Annotated in this window: 21 protein-coding genes; 16 read left to right on the forward strand and 5 right to left on the reverse strand. The window is 50.6% G+C overall.

The window, feature by feature from the left end; all coding sequences use genetic code 11:
• Nucleotides 1-244: 244 nt before the first annotated feature.
• A complete protein-coding gene (locus CW734_RS03600) occupies nt 245-1,747 on the forward strand; it encodes an FAD-dependent oxidoreductase (RefSeq protein WP_232787145.1) in 1,503 nt (500 codons plus the stop codon).
• Between the two features lie 45 nt (nt 1,748-1,792).
• Here CW734_RS03600 and CW734_RS03605 read toward each other — a convergent pair whose 3' ends face one another.
• The gene (locus CW734_RS03605) at nt 1,793-2,260 is read right to left on the reverse strand and encodes a YceI family protein (RefSeq protein WP_232787244.1); all 468 of its coding nucleotides are present in this window, start codon (nt 2,258-2,260) and stop codon (nt 1,793-1,795) included.
• 256 nt (nt 2,261-2,516) lie between these two features.
• Between CW734_RS03605 and murB the strand changes: the two genes are divergently transcribed.
• The 5 genes from murB to CW734_RS03630 all read left to right on the forward strand — a co-directional run bounded on the left by murB (nt 2,517) and on the right by CW734_RS03630 (nt 8,167).
• Nucleotides 2,517-3,434, forward strand: coding sequence for a UDP-N-acetylmuramate dehydrogenase (gene murB / locus CW734_RS03610; protein ID WP_101189473.1), 918 nt, complete (start codon nt 2,517-2,519; stop codon nt 3,432-3,434).
• 101 nt (nt 3,435-3,535) lie between these two features.
• Nucleotides 3,536-5,011 carry a potassium/proton antiporter gene (locus CW734_RS03615; protein WP_101192124.1) on the forward strand — a complete coding sequence of 492 codons (1,476 nt, stop codon included), beginning with the start codon at nt 3,536-3,538 and terminating at the stop codon, nt 5,009-5,011.
• 88 nt (nt 5,012-5,099) lie between these two features.
• Complete coding sequence (locus tag CW734_RS03620) at nt 5,100-7,451, forward strand: penicillin acylase family protein (protein WP_101189474.1); 2,352 nt, start codon at nt 5,100-5,102, stop codon at nt 7,449-7,451.
• A gap of 32 nt (nt 7,452-7,483) precedes the next feature.
• Nucleotides 7,484-7,744: a fluoride efflux transporter FluC gene (locus tag CW734_RS03625; RefSeq protein WP_101189475.1), complete on the forward strand. Its 261-nt coding sequence runs from the start codon at nt 7,484-7,486 to the stop codon at nt 7,742-7,744.
• 87 nt (nt 7,745-7,831) lie between these two features.
• Nucleotides 7,832-8,167 (forward strand): fluoride efflux transporter FluC, encoded by a 336-nt coding sequence (locus tag CW734_RS03630; protein ID WP_101189476.1) that lies wholly within the window; start codon nt 7,832-7,834, stop codon nt 8,165-8,167.
• 46 nt (nt 8,168-8,213) lie between these two features.
• On the opposite strand, the gene CW734_RS03635 is transcribed toward CW734_RS03630, so the two are convergent.
• Both CW734_RS03635 and CW734_RS03640 read right to left on the reverse strand, forming a co-directional pair.
• Nucleotides 8,214-9,200: a P1 family peptidase gene (locus CW734_RS03635; protein ID WP_101192125.1), complete on the reverse strand. Its 987-nt coding sequence runs from the start codon at nt 9,198-9,200 to the stop codon at nt 8,214-8,216.
• A 96-nt stretch (nt 9,201-9,296) separates the two neighbouring features.
• Complete coding sequence (locus CW734_RS03640; protein WP_101189477.1) at nt 9,297-9,716, reverse strand: universal stress protein; 420 nt, start codon at nt 9,714-9,716, stop codon at nt 9,297-9,299.
• A 167-nt stretch (nt 9,717-9,883) separates the two neighbouring features.
• Here CW734_RS03640 and CW734_RS03645 point away from each other — a divergent pair, with 167 nt between their 5' ends.
• The 3 genes from CW734_RS03645 to CW734_RS03655 are packed head-to-tail and all read left to right on the forward strand — an operon-like array spanning nt 9,884 to nt 13,442.
• On the forward strand, nt 9,884-10,255 hold the full coding sequence (locus CW734_RS03645) for an ArsR/SmtB family transcription factor (RefSeq protein WP_101189478.1): 372 nt from the start codon (nt 9,884-9,886) through the stop codon (nt 10,253-10,255).
• Entirely contained in the window at nt 10,212-12,302 is a 2,091-nt protein-coding gene (locus CW734_RS03650) for a heavy metal translocating P-type ATPase (RefSeq protein ID WP_145990604.1), read from the forward strand. Before CW734_RS03645 ends, CW734_RS03650 begins: the two co-directional genes overlap by 44 nt.
• Before the next feature lie 21 nt (nt 12,303-12,323).
• Nucleotides 12,324-13,442: a GNAT family N-acetyltransferase gene (locus tag CW734_RS03655; protein WP_058381817.1), complete on the forward strand. Its 1,119-nt coding sequence runs from the start codon at nt 12,324-12,326 to the stop codon at nt 13,440-13,442.
• Nucleotides 13,443-13,502: 60 nt separating this feature from the next.
• On the opposite strand, the gene CW734_RS03660 is transcribed toward CW734_RS03655, so the two are convergent.
• On the reverse strand, nt 13,503-13,658 hold the full coding sequence (locus CW734_RS03660) for a lmo0937 family membrane protein (RefSeq protein WP_121300999.1): 156 nt from the start codon (nt 13,656-13,658) through the stop codon (nt 13,503-13,505).
• Between the two features lie 228 nt (nt 13,659-13,886).
• Between CW734_RS03660 and mntR the strand changes: the two genes are divergently transcribed.
• The 6 genes from mntR (at nt 13,887) to CW734_RS03690 (ending at nt 18,668) form a co-directional block, all read left to right on the forward strand.
• The gene (gene mntR / locus CW734_RS03665; protein ID WP_101189480.1) at nt 13,887-14,309 is read left to right on the forward strand and encodes a transcriptional regulator MntR; all 423 of its coding nucleotides are present in this window, start codon (nt 13,887-13,889) and stop codon (nt 14,307-14,309) included.
• 23 nt (nt 14,310-14,332) lie between these two features.
• Nucleotides 14,333-15,193, forward strand: a complete 861-nt coding sequence (locus tag CW734_RS03670) for a CvfB family protein (RefSeq protein WP_101189481.1) — start codon at nt 14,333-14,335, stop codon at nt 15,191-15,193.
• A gap of 54 nt (nt 15,194-15,247) precedes the next feature.
• On the forward strand, nt 15,248-16,135 hold the full coding sequence (locus tag CW734_RS03675; protein WP_101189482.1) for a DUF1002 domain-containing protein: 888 nt from the start codon (nt 15,248-15,250) through the stop codon (nt 16,133-16,135).
• Between the two features lie 209 nt (nt 16,136-16,344).
• On the forward strand, nt 16,345-17,313 hold the full coding sequence (locus CW734_RS03680) for a ring-cleaving dioxygenase (protein WP_101189483.1): 969 nt from the start codon (nt 16,345-16,347) through the stop codon (nt 17,311-17,313).
• A gap of 79 nt (nt 17,314-17,392) precedes the next feature.
• Entirely contained in the window at nt 17,393-17,674 is a 282-nt protein-coding gene (locus CW734_RS03685; protein WP_101189484.1) for a GNAT family N-acetyltransferase, read from the forward strand.
• A 445-nt stretch (nt 17,675-18,119) separates the two neighbouring features.
• Nucleotides 18,120-18,668: a DUF4064 domain-containing protein gene (locus tag CW734_RS03690; protein ID WP_101189485.1), complete on the forward strand. Its 549-nt coding sequence runs from the start codon at nt 18,120-18,122 to the stop codon at nt 18,666-18,668.
• Between the two features lie 82 nt (nt 18,669-18,750).
• Here CW734_RS03690 and CW734_RS03695 read toward each other — a convergent pair whose 3' ends face one another.
• Nucleotides 18,751-19,242 (reverse strand): GNAT family N-acetyltransferase, encoded by a 492-nt coding sequence (locus tag CW734_RS03695; protein ID WP_101189486.1) that lies wholly within the window; start codon nt 19,240-19,242, stop codon nt 18,751-18,753.
• Nucleotides 19,243-19,336: 94 nt separating this feature from the next.
• Between CW734_RS03695 and CW734_RS03700 the strand changes: the two genes are divergently transcribed.
• The gene (locus CW734_RS03700; protein WP_101189487.1) at nt 19,337-19,795 is read left to right on the forward strand and encodes a GNAT family N-acetyltransferase; all 459 of its coding nucleotides are present in this window, start codon (nt 19,337-19,339) and stop codon (nt 19,793-19,795) included.
• Nucleotides 19,796-19,808: the final 13 nt, after the last annotated feature.

Below are 19,808 nucleotides of genomic sequence, written 5' to 3' on the forward strand. Positions count from 1 at the left end.
CTCCCACATCTGCAGGGCAGATGCGTCGCAAATTAATGGACTCAGCTACATTACCCGTTTATTTGCTCGACTTTCGCTGTGCTCAAGCCTCGCAAACGAATGTCCGAGGCAAGCCTCGTGCATTCGTTGATTAGCAATTTCCACATGGGGGTAGACAGTCAATAAGCAAAACATTCAATAAAAGGAGGGGCAGCATGTCTCAAAATGAACAGCAAAGCCGCATTCCCGAATCGAAGGAGTCTTTTTGAGAGCCTATAAGGAACTGCCGGATTACCCGGCATTTACCGGCAATAAGTCCACGGAAGTTGCAGTAATAGGGGCAGGCATCGCGGGCGTCATCACTGCTTATCTACTGGCGAAAGAAGGGAAAAAAGTGACGCTTCTTGATGCCGGCAAATTGATCGATGGCGTCACGGGCTATACAACTGCGAAGATTTCGGCTCAGCACGGCCTGTATTATGCGCCACTGATCAAATTGGCCGGGGAAAAACAAGCGAAGCTCTACTACGAAGCCAATATGGCCGGATTGAAATTCATCGAAGAAACGGCAAAAGAACTGAACATCGATTGCGATTTCTCGCATCGGGATGCGTTCATCTATTCGACGAAAGATTCCACGGTTAAGTTATTGGAGAAAGAAGCGGAAGCGTACCAGCAACTGGGCATCGACGGTGGGCTTGCACGTGAAGAGTCAGAGCTGCCATTCCCTGTGACAGAAGCGCTCGTCATGCGCAACCAGGCACAGTTCCATCCTGTGAAATTCTTGACCGGCCTCGTAAAGGAAATGGAGAAAATGGGCGTGGACATCCATGAACAAAGCCGCGCCATGAAAATCCTGAGCAAAAAAGACCCGGTGATCCAAACGGAGAACTTGTCTCATCTGTCATGCGATAAAGTGGTTGTCGCTACCCATTATCCCTTCAATGATTTCGATGGCATGTATTTCTCCAGGCTGTCAGTCAACCGCTCCTATGCCATTGCGGTCCGGACCGAAGGCAAGATTCCGGAAGGCATGTACATCAGCGCCGACAGCCCATCCCGTTCCATCCGGTTTACGCCCGGAGAGGACGGGGAGAAACTCTTGCTGCTCGGCGGCGACGGTCACGCCACAGGCCAGAGTTCAGTCGAGACGATGGAGCATTACGAGAATTTGGCGAAATTCGGCGAAGATTATTTCGCTGCACAAGAAATTCCGTATCGCTGGTCGTCGCAGGATTTGACGACTTTGGATAAAATCCCTTATGTCGGCACCATCACCGCTGGGTATGAAAATATTCTCGTCGCGACAGGATTCCATAAATGGGGCATGGCGAACGGCGCCATTGCCGGCCGGATTTTAACCGACCAAATCGTCGGGCGTGACAACCCGTACGCTGCGCTATTCGATCCGACGCGGCCGAAAGTGAAAACGGCCGATGCGGCAAGCTTCTTGAAAGACAATGCTTCGGTGGCGAAAGAACTGGTCAGCGGCAAATTGAAAAAAGCATCCAAGACTGTCGACGATCTTGAAAAAGGACAGGGCGGACTTGTCAAAGTGGATGGCAAAAAAGCGGGCGGCTACCGCGATGAATACGGCCAAGTGCATCTCGTCAAACCGACCTGTACGCATATGGGCTGTGACGTAGCGTGGAACGATGCCGAAACCTCGTGGGATTGCCCGTGTCATGGATCACGCTTCTCGCACACCGGGGAAGTATTGGAAGGCCCTGCCGTGAAACCGCTGAAGAAATTAGAAGGCGGTATATAAAATACAAAAAAAGGAAGCAGCGACGGCTGCTTCCTTTTTCAATGCTTATGCTGGGTTCGCTTGGATTTCCAAGTTCAATTTGATGTCTTCGCCGACAAGCACGCCGCCTGTTTCAAGGGCCTGGTTCCATGTCAAACCGAAATCTTTACGGTTGATCTTGCCGTTAACGTTGTATGCAACAACTTCGACGCCCCAAGGGTTAGTGGCTTTGCCGCCGTATTCCGCTTCGAATTTCGCTGGGCGGGTAATGCCTTTGATTGTCAAATCGCCTTCAAGCTCATATTCGTCATCGTCTTTCTTGCGGATATCGGTTGCATTGAATGTAATGTGTGGATGCTGTTCAGCGTCAAAGAAATCTGCTGAGCGCAAGTGGTTATCGCGATCTTCGTTATTGGTGTCGATGCTTGTCACGTCGATTTTGAAATCGATCAATGCATTTTCCAGGTTGTTTTCATCTGCTTCCACCTGTGCTTCATATGAAGCGAAAGAGCCTTTCACTTTTGAGATCATCATGTGTTTCACGGAAAATCCGATTTCTGAATGCGCTTGGTCTACTGTCCATTTTTCATGAGTAATTCCTCCAATTTCTTATGTGTTAGCCTTACTATAAACAATTAATATCTCGAAGTCAATAGGTTTTAATTAAAATAGTTTTAATTAGAGATAAATTTTATCCGTACTTTAGTCCTTAACAAGGCAATATCGCTTGTCAAACATGATGAAAATGGATACTATTAAGAGCGAAAAGTTTAGAAGGGATTTGCTTGGAATGATGAAAGAAACTTGGTTGACGGATTTGCGCCGTTTTGTGGCGGAAGATCACGTCAAAATGGACGAGCCTTTGCATTTGCATACATTGACGAAAATGGGCGGGCCGGCCGATATATTTGTAGCACCGACAACTGAAGATGAAGTAGCTTATACTGTAAAATACGCATATGACAATGATATCCCGCTATTGATGCTTGGGAATGGTTCCAATATGGTTGTCCGCGATGGCGGCGTCCGTGGAATCGTGCTGACGTTCAAGAAATTGGATGGCATCATGATCAATGGAACAACTGTGATTGCCCAAGGCGGCGCGGACATTAAGAAAGTATCGCGCGCAGCAGCAGACCGCCAGCTGACAGGCTTGGAATTTGCCTGCGGCATCCCGGGTTCGATCGGCGGAGCGATGGCAATGAATGCCGGCGCATACGGCGGCGAGATCCAAGACGTCATCGTCCAGGCGACAGTCTTGACGAAAGAAGGGGAAAAGCTGGTCTTGACGAAAGACGAGCTGGAACTCGGCTACCGCAAAAGCATCATCACGAAAAAAGGCTTTTACGTCCTGTCTTCCGAGTTCGGCCTCGAAATCGGGGAGCAGCGGGTCATTGACGCGAAAATGTCTGATTTGACGTTCCAGCGGGAAAGCAAGCAGCCGCTTGAATTCCCTTCTGCCGGAAGTGTCTTCAAACGGCCGCCGGGCAATTTTGCCGGCAAGCTGATCCAGGAAAGCGGATTGCAGGGCAGAGGATTTGGCGGTGCGGAAGTTTCCACAAAGCACGCCGGATTTATCGTCAATAAAAACAATGCGACAGCCAACGATTACATCCAAACCATTGAAATGGTGAAGAAAGCGGTGTTCGAGAAATTCGGCATCGATTTGGAGCTTGAAGTGAAAATCGTCGGCGAAGATATGGCTTGATTTCAACGGGCGGCACTCCTTATACGGAGTGCCGCTTTTTTAATTAGAGCCATTATTATGGTATAATGAATTCAAAGTAATTTACGGAGTAGGTGGTCAATATACAGAGCTTTAGTGTAGACGGTATAATCTTGATCGGCGGGATCTTCCTGCTGGCTGGCGTTTTGATGACGAAAGTATCAGCTCGCGCCGGCGTTCCCTCGCTCGTTTTGTTTATGTTCCTCGGCATGGTGCTAGGCAGTGATGTTTCAGGCCTCATCTATTTCTCCAACGCAGAAATTGCCCAGATGGTCGGAATTGTCGCCCTCATTATTATCCTCTTCGAAGGTGGTTTGCAAACCCAATGGAAGCATATCCGCCCGGTTCTTGGCGGTTCAATCGTCCTGGCGACGCTTGGGGTTTTGATCACGACAGGCATTGTAGCTGTCGCAGCGTATTATGTTTTTGATTTGACTTGGCTGCAGGCCTTGCTGCTTGGTTCTATCGTCGGTTCGACGGATGCCGCAGCGGTATTCTCGGTTCTCGCAGGCCAAAACATCAAATCCAAAATCTCCTCAACGCTCGAAGCGGAGTCAGGAACGAACGACCCGATGGCAATGTTTTTGACCATCGCGTTTGTTCAATTGATTATGATCCCGGATTCATCGGTCTGGACGATGCTCGGCAGTTTCCTTCTTCAAATGGGACTCGGCTTGGTTCTGGGCTTGGCGCTTGGGTTGTTCGCGTCATGGACCATCAACCGGATCCGGCTTGATGCATCCGGGCTTTATGCAGTGCTTGCCGCAGGTTTTGCGATTTTCATCTATAGCTTTACAGCCGTCCTCGGAGGCAGTGGGCTGCTCGCGGTTTACTTGGCAGCCCTCGTGATCGGGACGCGCGATTTGACGCATAGCTATTCGATCGTCTCCTTCCATGAAGGTTTCGCTTGGCTTATGCAGATTGTCATGTTTGTCATTCTCGGGCTTCTCGTCTTCCCAAGCCAATTGGCCGACTGGGATCTCATCTGGAAAGGGCTTGTGCTATCGTTCGTGTTGATTTTCGTAGCACGCCCGATCGCCGTCTTCATCAGTACGGCGTTCTTCGATTATGATTTGAAAGAAAAGCTGTTCATGTCCTGGGCAGGGCTGCGCGGAGCGGTTCCGATCGTTCTGGCGACGTTCCCGATGCTCGCGGGCATGGAAAACAGCATCCTGTTTTTCAATATCGTTTCGTTCATCGTGCTGACGTCTGCGTTGCTGCAAGGTTCGACCATCCCGTTTTTTGCCGAGAAACTCGGATTGAACGGGCGCCCGGTTCCAAAGCGCATCCATTCCCTGGAACTGGTGTCGATGGACCGTGCCAATGCAGAAATGCTTGAAGTCGAACTGTCGGAGAAATCGCCTTTTGCCGGCCAGTTGGTGCAGACGATCGGCCTTCCGAACCAGACCTTGATCAGCGCCATCATCCGTTCGGGCAAGCTCGTCATGCCGACCGGAACGACGCGTCTCAGAAAAGGGGATGTGCTGTATGTCCTCACCGAAAAGAAACAAGTGTCGAAAGTGAAATTGGTGCTTGGAGAAGAAGATTTCGTCAACTGAGCTTGCCCATGTGGCAGGCTTTTTTTGATGGAGAGGAAGGAATTGCCATCGTTTCAGTCGAATGCAATGCAAAAAGGGGGATTTAATCATGAAGGGGAAGAAATGGGTGAAATGGCTATTGATCGCATTCGGGTCGCTAATCGCATTGGGAGCCGTTGCAGGATTTTTTGCAAACGCTTACATATCAAAGTCGAAACCGGTCATTGAAGGAGAAGTGGCTGTAGGGGTGCTGGAAGAACAAGTAACGGTCGTGCGGGATGATATCGGTGTGCCGCATATCCAAGCAGAAAGCGATGCGGACCTGTACCGTGCGCAAGGCTATGTGCAAGCGCAGGACCGCTTGTTCCAAATGGATTTATCGAGACGCCAAGCAAGCGGCCGCTTGGCTGAGGTGATCGGGGAAGCAGCAGTAGATACCGATAAATATTTCCGCACCTTCAGTTTGCGCCGTGCCGGGGAAGCGTCTTGGGAGGGCTACGGGGAAGAAGCGAAGCAAGTGCTCGAATGGTACGCGGAAGGTGTCAACGCTTATATAGAAGAAGCGAAAGAAGACGGGCGCCTCAGCTATGAATTCGCGCTGCTCGGCTATGAACCCGAACCGTGGACACCTGTCGATTCTTTGGCGATCGGCAAATTCATGGCTTATGATCTCGGCGGCCATTGGAATTCGCTCGCGGTCCGGCATTGGGCATTGAATGAATTCCCGGAAGATAAAGCGCGCGAATTGTTCATCCGCTATCCGGAAGAAGCACCTGCCATTTTGGCGGCCAATAAAAAGCAGCCGGTCTCAGTCGCAGGTGCTTTCGATCCATCGGTCATTCCGCCAGAGTTCAACGGCAGCAATAACTGGGTCGTGTCAGGGGAAAAAACGGAAAGCGGGCTGCCGCTATTGGCAGACGATCCGCATCTCGGGCTCAGCACGCCGTCGATCTGGTACCAGATGCATTTGGAGTCGCCTGAACAAAATGTCAGCGGCGTCATCTTCGCTGGCATTCCAGGAATCATTCTCGGGCATAACGAACAGATTGCGTGGGGCGTGACGAATGTCGGGCCGGATGTGCAGGATCTGTATATCGAAACGCCAAACCCTGACAATCCGACACAGTTCCGTTATGAAGGCCAGTGGGAGCAGGCGGAAGTGCTGGAAGAACCAATCCAAGTAAAAGACGGGGAGACGGTCGATTTCGAAGTGCTCGTCACCCGCCACGGCCCGGTCGTATCGCCGGTCTTATATGAAGAAGAGCCTTCTGCCGTCTTTTCCATGCAGTGGACCGCGCTTGAGCCGACGCTTGAACTGCAGGCCGTGTTGAATTTCAATAAAGCGGAGAACTGGGAACAATTCGAAACGGCATTGGAAGATTTCCAGGCGCCGGCACAGAATTTCGTGTTCGCATCGACTGACGGCACCATGGCGTACAAGGCGAACGGGCGTATCCCAATCCGCAAACAAGGCGACGGGCAATTGCCGGTGCCGGGTGATTCTGCTGAATATGGCTGGGACGGCTACGTGCCGTTCGATGAATTGCCGCGCTCGGTCAATCCGGAATCCGGCTTTATCGCGACCGCCAATAACCAGGTCATAGATAATAGCTATCCGTACCATATCACGGATTTCTGGGCGCAGCCTTATCGCTATGAGCGCATTGCAGAAGTGCTCGAAGGCAGCGATAAACTGACGGCTGAAGATATGATGGCCTTACAGATGGACCAGAAAAATCTATACGCGGCAGAATTTCTCGAAGACATGATGGCAGAAGTCGAAAAAATGACGGACGAACACGAAGAATTATTCAAGATGCTGCGGGAATGGGATCAGGTCGACAGTGCAGGCCAGTCAGCACCTTTCGTGTTCCATACATGGATGCGCCAATTGCCGGACACCTTATTCGAGGAACGATTTCCAGAAGATGTCTACGATATGCTATCGGGCAAAAACCACATCACCGACGCCTTGTTACGCCGGGCTTTTGAGGGAGAAGAAGGTGCATGGGTGCGTGAATACGGCGGCACAGGCAAATGGCTGGCTGACTCACTTGATCTTGCACTCGATGATATCGAAGATGCACAAGGCAGCGATCCGCAAGACTGGGAATGGGGCGATTACCACCAATTGACATTCCCGCATCCCGTCGCTGGAGCATCGCCGATTCTCGAACGGTTCTTGAATCCGGACAAAGTGCCGGTGGGTGGCTCGAATATTACCGTCCAGGCAGCGGCCTTCAATGATGACGGCGAAGTCGATCACGGGGCCTCTTGGCGTTTTGTGGCCGACCTTGCCGATTTATCAAAAGCCTATCATATTGTTGGACCAGGGCTGAGCGGCCATGTGAAATCCGACTTTTTCCATAACCAAGTCGATAAATGGGCGCAAGGCGAGTTTCATGAAACCCGAATCGAAGGCGATGTGGAAGGAGCCGAATTAACGCTTACCCCTGAATAAGGTATACTGGAGAAAAACGTTCGGGGGATTTTATGAAAAACATATTGGCTGTAGGGTTTGGCGGCATGGCCGGATCGCTTCTCCGCACTGCCGTGTTTCAATTCACCGGAGCGGGGATGGGCTTGTGGCTTGTGAACATTCTCGGAAGCTTCATCATCGGCATCGCAGCGGCCCGGTTGGTGAAGCGTTCGGCGGAGACACGGCTGTTCGTCTCGACCGGGCTTATCGGTTCGTTCACGAGTTTTCGGCCTTTTCGGCGGATTGGTTCCGCTTGCTTGAATCGTCCTTATTAACGGGGCTCATTTATGCTCTTGGCATGACGGCCGCATCAATTGTGGCAGCGGCTTTAGGGCTGTTGGCGGGGCGCAAGGGGCGGTCGAATGATCAGCATCGCGATATTCGGCTTTCTCGGAGCCATTGCCCGTTATCTCTTTTATATGGCGGTGGAAAACCGTGTGCGCCAGCCGAAACTTGCGACTTGGTTCGTCAACAGTCTCGGATCGCTCATCATCGGCGCATGCCTCGGGGCAGGTGTGCCGGCAGCTTCCGGAATCTTCGGGTTTCTCGGCGCCTTCACGACCTTTTCGACAATGGCGCTCGATAGCGTGAAGGATTTTGAAGACGGCCATTGGAAACAGGGCATATTTTATATTTCCACAACGCTTGTTTCCGGCTTGTTGCTGTTTGCTGTCGGGTATTCAATTGCTTCTATGTAAAAAACCGTTCCGCTGAATTAGCGGAACGGTTTTATGTGTTTTATTTTTATTCGAACAGGCCTTTTTCGACGACGCGTCCCATGCGCCCAGAAGTGGTCTCGGCATGGAACAGCGATTGATAGACCGCTTCTTCCGTTGACTCGATTACGCCTTGGAACAGCGAAGCCATCACTTCGTGGTCATCGCGCAATACCCGCAAGTCGGTAAAAGGGGATTGCTGCTGGTGGGGAATCGTATAGGCGGTGGAGAAGGCGATGATGATGTCCCCGGAGCCGTTATGTACATGCGTGCCAGTTCGGCCAAGCCCGATCGCCGCACGTTTAGCGAGCCGCTTCAGCTGGCGGCTATCAAGCGGTGCATCGGTGGCGATGATAATGATGACAGATCCGTCCGGGCGCTGTTCCGGAGTATTTTCGGGCAGCCAATTGGCGATGGCGATTTCTTCTTTGCGCCCGAAATTGGTCAAAACGAGTGCGCCGGTCGTGAACTGTTCATCCCCGTATTCCACAGTGCGTGAAGAAGAGCCGATGCCACCCTTGACGCCGTAGCAAATCATCCCCTTGCCAGCACCAACAGCCCCTTGTGCAAAGTCAGGAGAAGCTGTGCGGATCGCCTGGGCAGCGTGAGCCGGTTCGACCGCCATCCGCCGCATCGAATTTAAATAGCTGTCATTGCATTCGCCGACAAGCAAATTCAATGAACTGGTCGAATCGCCGATCGCTGGATTTTCAGCAAGCACATAATCCAGCGTCCCTTGCAGCACCGCTGCCACGCTGAACGTGTTGGTTAGCATGATCGGGGACTCGAGCACGCCAAGTTCATCGACTTGGATGAGCCCGGCGGTTTTGCCGAAGCCATTCAACACAAACGATGCAGCAGGCGTTTTTTGTTCGAACCAGTTGCCGGTATGCGGCAGGATCGCAGTGACACCCGTGCAGACCGATTCCTCTTCATTGATCTTTTCATCGAGTGTGACATGGCCGACGGTAACGCCTGTCACATCGGCGATGGAGTTGCGTTTTCCTTTATGCATCATGATCCCCATTTCTGTTTTCCTGCATGATAGGCTGCGGATTCCGATATTGTTCAACAATGTGGAATCGAACGGCTCCACAGAATGCAGTTTTCTTTATTTGATGACCAGGACCGGCACTTTGACGCGCTTTGCCACTTTATGGCTGACGCTGCCGAGCACAAATTCCTGGACAGGATTCAAGCCGCGGCTGCCGATGATGACTATATCGTATGGATGTTCGTTCGCGTGGGAGACGATGGCTGGCCCGGGTGCACCGTGGACAATAACGCTTTTCACACGGACACTTGCCTGGTGGAAAATGTCTTCGAAGGGTGCAAGATAGTCGCGGGCGGCTTCGGCTATTTGCTCGCTTGTGAGCCCTCGATTGCTTTCTTTTTCGGATTTTCCGTAATCGACGGCACAAATAATTGTTACTTGTGCCTGAGGCGTGCCTTCAACGAGTTGAATCGCATGTTGTGCGGCGCGTTTTGAGTGCTCAGATCCATCAATGGCGACCAATACGTGTTGGTACATAATTCGTCTCTCCTGTTCTATGGTGTCGTTGTTTTCATTAGTATAGCATTTCCTGAATTGCGAGCGGGTGGCCGCATTTTTCATTCAAATGAGCATTTGACTGTTGGGCTGGATAGCCTTATACTGAAATCAATCAAATGAAGGTTTGAATGAAGGGTGTGAACAGGATGAAAGATATGTGCGAGATTACAAAAGTCCATCCCGAAGCGGTCGATCGGGTGCAGCAGCATATGGTCGAGCTCGATGGCGTTGCGGCTTTGTTCAAAGCGCTGGCGGATGAAACGCGCTTGAAGATCGCTTATGCGCTGACGATTGAGCCCGAAATGTGCGTCTGCGACATCGCTGCGGTGATCGGTTCATCGACAGCGACAGCCTCCCATCATCTGCGGTATTTGCGCGAGCGGGATTTGGCGAAATCCGAACGCAAAGGCAAGCAGATTTATTATTCCTTGTCGGATGACCATGTGCGCCAGCTTGTGACCATCGCGAATGAACATGCGAAAGAAGGTGTTTCAGTTGAGCAAAACTTATCGTCTTGAAAACCTATCGTGTACAAGCTGTGCGGCGAAATTCGAACAGAATATCCGCAATTTGCCGGAAGCGAAACACGTTGAACTGAACTTCGGTGCTTCCAAACTGCGTGTCGATGGCAATGTATCGATCGAAGAATTGGAAAAAGCGGGCGCCTTCGACCATATTCGCGTCTATCCGGAAAAACAACGCGTGGCCCACGTGCCATTTTACAAACGGCGCCAGACAATCGAAACGGCCATTTCGTTCATCTTTCTCATCGCCGGCATCATCGCTTCATTTCAGCTTGGCGAGGCGCATCCATGGTCGATCGGCTTGTTCGGCGCATCGATGTTGATCGGCGGCTATCGAATGTTTTCCACAGGAGTGAAAAACCTCAGCCGCCTGGAGTTCGATATGAAAACATTGATGACCATCGCGATCATCGGCGCGGTGATCATTGGCGAGTGGCGGGAAGGAGCAGTTGTCGTATTCTTGTTCGCCATCAGTGAAGCGCTGGAATCGTTCTCGATGAACAAAGCCCGCCAATCGATTCGCTCGCTTATGGACCTTGCCCCGTCACGGGCATTGATCCAACGCGACGGCGAATTGATCGAATTGGAAACGGAAGACATCCGCATCGGCGACGTATTGATCGTTAAGCCCGGGCAAAAAATCGCGATGGATGGCACGGTGCTGCGCGGTGAATCAGCTGTCAACCAGGCAGCGATCACCGGCGAATCGATTCCTGCGACTAAACAGCCGGGGGATGAAGTGTTTGCCGGAACGATGAATGAAGAAGGCGCATTGGAAGTAACCGTCACCAAACGTGTGGAAGATACGACCATCGCCAAAATCATTCATTTGGTGGAAGAAGCGCAGGCGGAAAAAGCCCCTTCACAGCAATTTGTCGACCGCTTTGCGAAATATTACACACCGGCAATTATTGCTGTCGCCTTTCTAGTCGCGCTCGTTCCGGGATTTGTCACGGGAAATTGGGAGCTGTGGGTGTATCAAGGCTTGGCTGTGCTCGTCGTGGGATGCCCATGTGCGCTCGTCGTATCGACGCCTGTCGCGATTGTTACGGCGATCGGCAATGCGGCAAGACAGGGCGTGCTCATCAAAGGCGGCATCCATTTGGAAGAAACAGGACGCCTACAGGCTGTCGCGTTCGACAAAACCGGCACCTTGACGAAAGGCTATCCAGAAATGACCGATGTTTTGCCGGAAGAAGGCTATACAGCTGAAGAAGTGGTCAAGCTTGCGGCGTCAGTCGAAGCCTTGTCACAGCATCCGCTCGCCCGTGCCATCACCAAACAAGCACCTGAACTATACCCATCCGAACGATTCCAATCCTTGACCGGTAAAGGCGTGTACGCAGAAATCGGCGGTACGCGAATCCGTGTCGGCAGCTTGAAATGGGCAGAAGAGCACGGCTTCCATGCACCGGCCGCGGCTTATCGACTGCAGGAAAGCGGAAAATCTGCGATGGCGGTATTTTCCAGCAAGCATCTGTTTGGGGTGATCGGCGTTGCAGATGCCATTCGGGAAGAAAGCCCGGCCATCATTGAGCGCTTGAAGGAAATCGGCATTGGCCACACCATCATGCTGACAGGGGATCATCCTGCAACAGCAAAAGCGATTGCTGCGGAAATCGGCGTGACGGATATTCGCGCCGGCTTGATGCCTGAAGATAAATTAGCGGCTGTTAAAGAGCTGCAGGCGAAGTATGGCCGCGTGGCAATGGTCGGCGACGGCATCAACGACGCGCCGGCGCTTGCGGCGTCCGATATAGGCATTGCCATGGGCGGAGCTGGAACGGATGCGGCGCTTGAGACAGCCGATATCGCCTTAATGGCGGATGATTTGGAGAAACTTCCATATACTATTCGACTAAGCAGAAAAACTTTGCGTATAATAAAGGAAAATATCATCTTTGCACTGGCACTGAAAATCTTGGCGCTGCTATTGATCATTCCGGGCTGGCTCACGTTATGGATCGCGATCTTTGCGGATATGGGGGCTACGCTATTGGTCATCTTGAATGCATTGCGCTTGGTGAAAGTCCAGAAGTAAGAGGCGTTTGGAGGTTGCGATTTGAAGTTAACAGAATGGACCATGGAAGAGCACGAGAAATTGATCGAGTTTATGACGACCAACTCATGGCCTTATCATGGCCACGAACACCCGGTGCGCGCCTTGATCGAAAAGACGATCGTAGAAGGCGGTTATAAATCGGATCAGGTCAAGACCTTTTGGATTGAAAATGATGAAGGCGAACAAGTGGGCTTGGTGAAAATCTTCGACCTGCAGGATGAGATTCCGTTATTTGACTTGCGGATTGCCGATTCCTACCGCGGGCAAGGCTATGGCCCGAAAGCGCTGCGCATGATCGCTGATTTCGTCTTTTCCTTGCCGGAGAAGAAAATCCGCCTGGAAGGCCATACGCGCCACGATAATTTTGCGATGCGTAAAGCGTTTGAACGAACCGGTTTCGTGAAGGAAGCGCATTTGCGCCAAGCATGGTTCTCGCCGAAACAAAACCGTTATCATGATGCGGTAACTTACGGCATGACCCGTGAAGACTGGGAAGCGGGTGTGACGACGCCTGTGATGTGGGATGACGCGGTCAAAGCGCCGGCAGAACCCCCTTTCAATCCGTTGTTGCTGGAGTTTCCGGAAACATTCGAGTCAGAGCGTTTAATGATCCGAGCACCGAAAAGAGAAGATGCTGTGCTTAGTTTTGAAGCGGTGCGCCACTCACTAGAAGCATTGCGCCCGTGGATGCCTTTTGCGCAACACGAGCCGAATCTCGCGGAAATGACGGCGAATTTGATTCAAGCAGAATCGGATTTTATGTTGCGCAAAGACTTGAGGCTGCATTTCTTCGATAAGAACAGCGGGCAGTTTATCGGTTCGAGCGGATTGCACCGCATCGACTGGGAAGTGCGCAAATTCGAAATCGGTTATTGGGTGGATAGCCGTTTTGAAGGAAAAGGCTATGTAACGGAAGCGGTAGAGCGCATCACGCGTTTTGCGTTCGAAGAGCTGCAAGCGAACCGTGTCGAAATCCGCTGTGACCCGGACAATGTCCGGAGCCGTGCAGTAGCGGAGCGTCTTGGCTTTGAACTCGAAGGCATCATGCGCAAGGATAGCCTCTCGAGACATGACGGCAAAATCCGCGATACATGCGTCTATGCGAAAGTGAGAGCATGAAAAAACCCCGGGAAAGCAGATTGCTCTGCTTTCCCGGGGTTTTTAGGGTCCGGTGTTTATCTAAACACCTTTCCTGCCTGTCACTAAGTTAACGATCAAGACGATTGCCGCGATGATCAAAAGAATGTGAATAAGTCCGCCTGCTACGTCTAATAAGAATCCGATCACCCATACCGCAAGAATTACTACCAAAATAATCCAAAGAATACGTCCCATGTTCTCCACCTGCCTTTCAGTTTCATCTATCTTTTGTGTTATATCTATCATTACCCTGAGCGAAATTCCGCTAAACCTTTCACCATTCGTTCAATGCCGTTTTTAAGAAAGTTGGAAAATTGCCTTTATTCGGCGCTTTGGAAAGCATGCAGCAAGCGCCTGTGCTCAGTTGTTCACACGGCAGCAGTATAGTAAACTGAACATAGCGACGCGAGGGAGGAACGGAATTTGCCTACTCCAAGTATGGAAGATCATATTGAAATCATTTATTCATTAATAGAGCAAAAAGGGTATGCGCGCGTCTCGGATATCGCCGAGGCGCTATCGGTGCTGCCGTCATCCGTAACGAAGATGGTGCAGAAGCTCGATAAGGACGGCTACTTGATCTATGAACGCTACCGGGGGCTGATGCTGACGCCTAAGGGACAGAAACTCGGCAAGCGCTTGTTGCAGCGCCATGATTTGCTTGAGCAATTTTTGCGGCTGATCGGCGTGGATGAAGATAAGATCTACGGCGATGTAGAAGGAATCGAGCATCATTTGAGCTGGAATTCCATCGACCGCATCGCTGATCTGGTCCAGTTGCTTGAAGAAGATAAGGGCGTAGCGGAAAAATTGAAGAAGTTAAGCACTGAGCAAAAAAATAATTAACCCAAATAGAGGAGGTATGCAGCATGGCTTTGCATCCAGGATTGAAAGCATTATTGCACATTAAAGACCGTTCCACATCCCAGTGGATCTTAACGGATGGTTCGGGGGATGAAGTGACGATGAACGCATCGGAAATTGAAGAAGGACAAGAGGTCGGCGAGGAGATTGAAGTCTTCTTGTACCGCAATCGCCAAGGCGGCATTTCCGCCACGCCGATGATCCCGCATATTTTGCCGAGTGAATACGGCTGGGCAAAAGTATTGAAGGTTTCTCCGCGAGAAGGCGCAGTCGTCGACATCGGAACGACACGAGAAGTTTACGTCCTGCCGGCTGATTTGCCGCCGGTGCAGGAATTATGGCCAGCTCAAGGCGACCATATTTTCATGACGCTTCGCACAGACCGCTACGGTGATCTTTACGGACGCTTGGCGACAGAAGAAAAGGTGCTGGAACTTTGTGAACGTGCGCCTGCTGAAATCTATAATAAAGATTTGAAAGCACGGGCTTACCGCCTGTTGCCAGTCGGCTCATTCATGCTGTCGGTGCCAGAAAACTACCGCGTCTTCGTCCATGAATCAGAGCGCGAAGCAGAACCGCGCCTTGGCGAAGAAAAAATGGTGCGCGTCATCGACGTCAAAGACGACGGCACGCTCAACGGATCTCTTTTGCCGCGCAAACAGGAACGCCTGTCGGATGATGCAGAAGAAATCCTGCGCTATTTGGAAAATGCAGGCGGCCAAATGCCATTTACAGATAAATCGTCGCCCGATGAAATCATGGAAATGTTCGGCATGAGCAAAGCGGCATTCAAGCGTGCACTCGGCCGCCTTTACAAAGAACGCCGCATCGTGCAAGAAGACGGCTGGACAAAATTACTCGGTTAAGGAACCTTTCTGCCTCAAATGCGTACTAATATTTGAAGAAAGGGGCAAAAAAAGATGAAAAAAACAATGACACTTGCCGCATTGGCGCTTGCTTTCGTGTTGGCTTTTGCCGGCGCAGCATCCGCGAATGTCGGGATAAATGAGAAATTCGGCTTGCCGATCGTCGTCTACGGAGGCGATTTGTCCGCAGATGAAAAGGCGCAAGTCGCTGAAAGCCTGGACGTTGCCGGCGAAGCTGAAGTGGAAGAAATTGAAGTAACCGGGCAGGACCTTGTCACATACATTACAGACGGGGACGCGCGTGCACGCATGTATTCCTCTGCCAAAATCACCCGCACGGAAGAAGGCGAAGGGCTGGTCATTGAAATTGCCACGCCGGACAATATTACCCAAGTGACGACTGATATGTACGCCAACGCCATGCTGACGGCAGGCATTGAAAATGCGACCGTTGAAGTGGCTGCGCCGAAAGCGGTCACTGGCCATTCTGCACTTGTTGGAATCTACAAAGCCTATGAAGTGAATGGGGAACAGCTGGATCCTGAACGGACGGATGTCGCCAATGATGAATTATCCGTTGCGACGGAATTGTCCGAAGGCGGCGTTGACCAAGAAAAAGTCAGCGAATTGCTGACGGAGATCAAAAAACAGATCGCTGAACAGAATCCCGCAACGCGCGAAGATGTTGAGCAGATCGTCGAAGAGCAATTGAGCCGCCTACAGATTGAATTAAGCCCTGAAGATCGCCAATTGTTGGTCGATTTGATGGACCGAATCCGCCAGCTCGATATCGATTTCTCTAAATGGTCAACTGAGTTGGAAGACTTGAGCAACACCATCGGGGATAAAATCGGCACCGTCGTCAATGACGAAGGTTTCTGGGAAAGTGTCAAACAGTTTTTCCGTGATTTGGCCAACACCGTCCGCGGTTGGTTCAATTAAGCCATCTTTCCACAATGATGCAAACGTGGAACAATAAAGAATAGAAAACAACGCTGTCCTGGAAAATCATGAAAATGGTTTCCGGGATATTTTTTTGCTCTTCACTCGCCTCGGAGTAGAGCGAAAACAGCAGTCTTGCAGAAAAACCCTAATGAATGCTAAACTAAAGGTAACAATCTCGAATTCGAGATAAAGAAAGGGTGCTTTTTATGCAAGTTGCAGGCATTCACCATGTTTCAGCAATTACAGCCAACGCAGATAAAAACCATGACTTCTTCACGCGCATTCTTGGGATGCGCCTTGTCAAAAAAAGCGTCAATCAGGACAACCCGTCTTCCTATCATTTATTTTATGCAGACGCAGTAGGAACGCCGGGTACCGATATGACTTATTTTGATATCCCGATGGCGGGCCGGACCTATCCAGGCGTGACTTCCATCAGCAACACTGGCTTCCGTATCCCATCAAGCGAGGCACTTGATTACTGGTTGGAGCGTTTCCGTGAGTTCAGCGTCCCGCACGGCGAAAAAACCCAGCGTTTTGGCCGGGATACAGTTGAATTCCAGGACTTTGAAGGATCGCGCCTGATGCTTGTCGTCGATCAGGGAGAAGGGATTCCATTCGGCGAGCCTTGGACAAAAGCGAGCGTTCCGGAAGAGTTTGCGATCCGCGGGCTTGGGCCGGTCAGGCTGACCGTGCGGAAAGCGGAGCGTACAGCCAAGGTGTTGACGGATATTCTCGGATTTTCAAAAGCCGGTGCTTATGCGCCGGAAGTGGAAGGTCAGCCTGAAATAATCGTCTTCACGACAGGAGAAGGCGGCCCTGGCGGCGAAATACATTTAGAGGAACGCTCAGACCTTCCGCCGGAGCGTCCCGGCCGGGGAAGCGTCCATCATGTAGCGTTCCGCGTGAAAACTTACGAAGAGTATAATCAATGGAACGAATATTTGCGTGCCAATGGCTTCCAAACGTCCGGTGAAGTGGATCGCTATTATTTCAAAGCGATTTATTTCAGGGAGCCGAACGGGATCCTGTTCGAGTTATCGACAGATGAGCCCGGTTTTGCGACTGATGAAAACGCAGACGAGCTTGGCGAAGGTTTGGCCTTGCCGCCTTTCCTTGAGCCGAGACGCAAGGAAATCGAAGACTCTCTCCGTCCCTTGAAGATCAACCGTTAACTCGCGGTGAAACCTGAAGCAACGGGAAGTTTCGATTCACTTGCACAGATAAAGTGGAACATAAGGAGGAATTGGATCGATGGAATTGAAATTTACAGAACTTGGGCATGATGAATTCGCTTTTCGCGAAACAGACGGCGAGACAGTGAAAGCAGAAATCACGTGGACGCAAATGGCTGATTTGATGGTCATGGAATATACCTATGTCGAAGAAAGCCTGCGCAATCAAGGGCTTGCCAAAGAATTGGTCGACCACGCGGCAGCTTATGCACGTGAAAACCAGTTCAAGATGCAGCCGGTCTGTTCGTATGTAGCGGAAGCGTTCGAGCGTTCCGACGAATACAACGATGTCAAAGCCTGATCCACAAAACCGCATAATAAGACACAAAAAAAGCAATCCGTCTCCTCTTTGGGATGGATTGCTTTTCTATGTATTGGTGAATGTTTGTCTCATAGGCTCACTCCTTCTTACAGGCTTGTCATGAAGAACACGATGGCTGTAAGGATGGATGCGCCGCCTACTCCGTACATGAAATCTGCTTGGTTAAAAATTAGTTTATTTTCCATTTTTTAGAACCCCTTTTATAATTTGTATTTGTCTTGCTAATAGTAATAAAATACCCAGCTTGATAAAACTTAAACAAGTTTTAATAAGTTTTTAGCGGGAATTAAAGTAATGCGAAACCAAAACGGCGCGAAAGCGTATGTATGAGGGAAGAAACATAATAAGAAAAGCGAAGGGCCCGCACACAATGTGAAACATCCATTGCAGTGGGGTGCCCCGAAACAGAAATGGGAGGGTTTTTATGAATCAGGCACCAGAGAATTACGGGTCCATTAAAAGGACAGGAGAAAAAGCTCTTGGCATCATCGGTTCCATTTTCAATGTAATCGGCATCATTTTATCGATTATTGTCATCACCAGTCTGAGCGGTTTTGAAGGCAGCCAGATGCAAATGCAGATGGAAGAGGAACTGCGCAACGATCCGAACATCACGAACCCACAAGATGCCGAGATGGCGGTGGATACTTTTAATGCTGTAGTGGGTGGATTCGATGTCATTGGCTGGGTATTGGTTATCCTGCTTGCGATCAGTACGGTCTTCGCCATTTTGGCCATCACGAAATTGAAATCTTTTGATACCGCAAACACGGCAGGCATTTTCTTCATCCTCGCCGGAATCTTCGCCGGGATCTTGTCGCTGACATCCATCCTCTTCTACATCGCTGCGATCATGTGCTTCGTGCGCAAGCCGCCGCTCCGTGAAGATGAATTGATGGGCCGCAGCAATGAACCGGCCACAAGAAGTGATGCGGTAACGCGTGAAGACGACACGCCGTACCGCCCGTTGTAAGAAAAGAGAAATAGTGGAATTTCAGATGCAAGAAAAAACTCCCTCGAAGCGAATTCGAGGGAGTTTTTGTGTAGCTATGGGTTTATTGAGCTTGGCCAGAAAGGTCGAAAACGTATTTGGCTGTCTGAAGGGGGTGCCCTTCGAACAATTCCTCAAATTCTTCGAGCAAGAGGAAGCCGTTCGCTTCGTAGAAGTTGCGGCCTTTTTGGTTCTCGCTTTCGACGTAGACGAATAATTGCTGCCCGCCTTTTAAGCGCGACAAGCCGTCCGACAATAGTTTCTTGCCGAAGCCTGAACGCTGGTGCTCGGGCTTCATGTACATGGCGATCAATTCGGCATCGCCGTCTTCATCGACTTTCGTGAAGTTTGCGAAGCCTACAGCCTGCCCGTCTTGTTCGGCAAGCAGGAGGATCGTCCGCTCCATGCGCATTTCGAGCATTGGGGTCGAGTAGGATTGCTCCAAAAACTTCTGTTGTATAGGAGATGGAATGATCCCTTCGTACGTATCATTCCAGCTGATGTGAGCGATTTCCCGTACAGATTCGATATCTGCCGGTGTACCTGTGCGAATCATGCGATCACCTCTGGAATTATTTTTGCTATCATATCAAACTCTAGCCTGAATAGCCATTGATGTGGAATAATGAAATCACAGGAGGCGATTGATTATGGCGTGGAAAAGTTATCAATTTGACGACTTCACAGCACAAGCATTATACAATATATTGAAGCTTCGTGTCGAAGTATTTGTTGTAGAACAGAATTGTCCGTATCCGGAATTGGACGGCTTGGATGAAGTCTCAACCCATATCGTGTACGAAGAAGACGGCAAGGTGCTTGCCTATGCCCGGCTGGTGCCGGCAGGGAAAAAATACGATGCGCCATCGATCGGCCGCGTCATCGTCCGAAAAGAGGCGCGTGGCCGCGGGCTGGCAAAAGAACTCCTCGAGCGCTCTATCCGCTATATTGACGAACAATGGAAAGAACCCGAGATTCAATTGCAAGGGCAAGAGTATTTGAAAGACTTTTATGGCTCATTCGGTTTTGAAGCGATTTCGGAGGTTTACGACGAGGACGGCATCCCGCATATCGACATGAAACGATCTGCGGCCGAAACAGCTGGATGATTCATGATTAGCT

The organism is Planococcus sp. MB-3u-03 (genome assembly GCF_002833405.1).
Taxonomy (GTDB): Bacteria; Bacillota; Bacilli; order Bacillales_A; family Planococcaceae; genus Planococcus.